The sequence below is a fragment of the Reyranella sp. genome, assembly GCF_036558665.1.
Taxonomy (GTDB): domain Bacteria; phylum Pseudomonadota; class Alphaproteobacteria; order Reyranellales; family Reyranellaceae; genus Reyranella.
Genome location: NZ_DATBFE010000122.1, coordinates 1 through 3,055 on the forward strand (window position 1 = coordinate 1; position 3,055 = coordinate 3,055).

Annotated in this window: 3 protein-coding genes and 1 pseudogene; all 4 read right to left on the reverse strand. The window is 67.4% G+C overall.

The features are described from left to right. Positions 1-1,250, reverse strand: a 1,250-nt coding sequence (locus VH499_RS17800; protein ID WP_332054089.1) for an NAD(P)/FAD-dependent oxidoreductase, incomplete at its 3' end; no start/stop codon positions are given. Then, the gene (locus tag VH499_RS17805; RefSeq protein ID WP_332054090.1) at positions 1,250-2,074 is read right to left on the reverse strand and encodes an isocitrate lyase/phosphoenolpyruvate mutase family protein; all 825 of its coding nucleotides are present in this window, start codon (positions 2,072-2,074) and stop codon (positions 1,250-1,252) included. The genes VH499_RS17800 and VH499_RS17805, both read right to left, overlap by 1 nt. A gap of 21 nt (positions 2,075-2,095) precedes the next feature. Next, positions 2,096-2,452, reverse strand: coding sequence for a GFA family protein (locus VH499_RS17810; RefSeq protein WP_332054091.1), 357 nt, complete (start codon positions 2,450-2,452; stop codon positions 2,096-2,098). Positions 2,453-2,470: 18 nt separating this feature from the next. Further along, a pseudogene (locus VH499_RS17815) lies at positions 2,471-3,055 on the reverse strand (phosphonoacetate hydrolase); the annotation flags it as partial.

The window sequence follows — 3,055 nt, forward strand, 5'->3', positions numbered from 1 at the left end:
ACATATTCGCAGACGAGGTCGGCTTTCAGCGTCCACGAGGCGTTGGTGTAGCCGAACACGGAGGCAAGGTTCGGCACGTCGGAGTACATCATGCCCTTGTAGATGAAGGTCTGCGACGGCTCGACCGCGCGGCCGTCGACCGTGAGCCTGACGCCGCCCAGCGGGATCAGCACGAGACCGGTCGCGGTCACGATCAGGTCGGCCGGCAGCTCGGCGCCCGACTCCAGCCTGATCCCGGTCTCGGTGAAGGTGTCGATATGGTCGGTGACGACCGAGACCTTGCCCTGGCGGATGGTGCGGAAGAAATCGGCGTCGGGCACCAGACAGAGTCGCTGGTCCCAGGGGTTGTAGCGCGGGGTGAAATGGGTCTCGATGTCGTAGTCGGGGCCGAGCGCCTTGCGCACGCCGCCCAGCAGCAGGCGCTTCACCTTCTCGGGGCGGCGCTTGCACATCTGGTAGACGTACATGCCGAACAGAACGTTGCGCCAGCGCGTCATCGCATAGGCGAGCCCGAGAGGCAGGCGGCGGCGCAGCCTGGTGGCGAACGGATCCTTCGACGGACGCATCGCCATGTAGGTGGGCGAGCGTTGCAGCATGGTGACATGCGCGGCGCCCGTGTCGGCCATCGCCGGCACCAGGGTCACGGCCGTCGCACCGCTGCCGATCACCACCACCCGCTTGCCGGCATAGTCTATATCGTCGGGCCATTTCTGCGGATGGACGATGCGGCCCTTGAACTGGTCCATGCCCGGAAAGTCCGGCAGGTAGCCGCCGGCATAGTCGTAGTAGCCGCTGCACATCCAGAGGAAGTTGCAGGTGAGCATGCGCCGCTCCCGTTGCGGCCCGCAGTCGACCTCGACCGTCCAGCGCGCCTCGGCCGTCGACCACGAGGCGGCGACGACGCGATGCCCGTAGCGGATTTTCGAGTCGATGCCGTGGTCGCTCGCGACCTCGCGGATGTATTTCAGGATCGCGGGCCCGTCGGCGATCGCCTTGGCGTCCTGCCACGGCCGGAAGCGGTAACCCAACGTGTACATGTCCGAATCGGAGCGCACGCCGGGATAGCGGAACAGGTCCCAGGTGCCGCCGCTCGCCGCGCGGCCCTCGAGGATCGCATAGCTCTTGCGCGGGCACTCCTTCTGCAGGTGCCAGGCGGCGCCGATCCCGGACAGGCCCGCGCCCACGATCAGGACGTCGAATTGCTCGACCGCGCGCGTTGCCGCGGCAACTGGATTCAGAACTGTATCCATCAGTCCTTCATGAACGCATTCAGGTCCGGAGTCGAGAGCGAACGGTCGAGATAGCCGAAGGTGCCCCGCTCCTTCACCTCCTTCGCCGCGTCCAGCAGGCCGGTCATGGCCGCGCGATAGAGCGAGGTGGCGAGGCTGATCCGCTTCACACCGGCGGCCTCGAGCTCGGCCCTGGTGAACGATCTCCCCTTGATGCCGACCATGAAGTTGAACGGCTTCTTCAGCGAGCCGCAGACCTTCTTGACCGCCGCGAGGTCGGGCAGGCCGGGCGCGAACAGAACGTCGGCGCCGGCTGCCTCGTAGGCCTGCAGCCGCTTGATCACGTCGTCGAGATCAGGCCGTCCGCGCAGGAACCCCTCGGCGCGCGCGGTCAGGACGAAGGGAATCGCAAGCGAGCGCGCCGCCTGCACCGCGGCCTTCACCCGCACCGCCGCGGTCTCCAGGTCATAGAGGGGTGCCTCCCTGTCGCCGGTCGCGTCCTCGATCGATCCGCCGACCAGGCCGACCGCCGCAGCCAGCCGGATGGTCTCGCCGGTGGCGTCCGGGCCGTCACCGAACCCCTTCTCGAGATCGGCGGCCACCGGCAGGTCGGTCGCATCGACGATCATCCTGGCATTGGCCAGCGACTCCTCGCGCGTCACCTTGCCGTCACGTTTGCCGAGTACGCCGGCCTTGGCACCGCTCGACGTGGCCAGCGCCTCGAAACCCAGCCCCGCCAGGATGCGCGCCGAGCCGCCGTCCCACGGATTGGCGATCACGAATGCACCTGCCCTCTCGTGCAGGGCGCGGAACTTCGCAGCCTTGTCGGCCTGACTCACTGTCATGGTGGATCTCCCAGAAAGCTTCTAGAGGCTGCGGCCGTCGTACTGGCGCGGACTGAGCTTGCCGACCTCGACGCCTTCGAGGCAACGCAGGTTGACACCGACGGTCGGCGTGCCGTCCGGCGCCACGCCTTCGGCAAAGCTCTCGATGCCGCAGTTCCGGCACATGCGGTGATGCAGCCGCTTGTTGCCGAACTGATAGTCGCCCAGCGCGTCGGCGCCCGACTTCAGCGTCATCCTCGTCCTGGGCGCGAAGGCCCAGACCGCCCCGAGCTTGGTGCAGATCGAGCAATTGCACTGCAGCGCCTGGTCGAGGTCGAGATCGACCGCGAACGAAACCGCCTGGCAGTGACAGCTTCCGGTGTAGGTTTGCGTGGACATGGCACGAGCCTATCACCTTCAGGCAACGAGGTTCAGCCCCAGATCGAACGCATCGAAGTTGCGCCAGCGCCGCGACGGCGCCGCCTCCGCAAGCTTCCTGTTGCAGATCAGCGGCACCTTCTGCTCGGAGAGACCGCCGTGGCTGCGCAGCGGCTCGGTCAATCCCGACAGATCATGCCGCGCGGCCGACGTGCCCAGCACCTTGTGCCGCGTCGAGACCACGACCAGATCGCCCAGACGATCGGCGGGCAGCTCGAAGCGCGCGGCGGCCTCGTACCTGGTCAGCGCCGTCTCGATGTCGGGCAAGGCCCCGAGTTTCGCCGCCATGCCCCCGGCCGAGACGCTCGCGGGAAGGTAGACGGCGGCGAACGAGCCGAGGGCGCCGTGATGCACGACGTAAGGATCGGTGATCGGCAGGATCACGCGCGCCCTGCCCGCACCGAGCCAGTCGTCGAACAGATCCTGCAGATAGAGGACGTCGGGCCGGCCCGCCGCATCGTGCTTGTCGTTCATGCCGTGGTCGGCGGTCAGGACGACGGTGCAGCCCATGGCGTCGAGCGTCGCCAGGTAGCCGTCCATCATGGCGTAGAAGTCGTCGGCGAC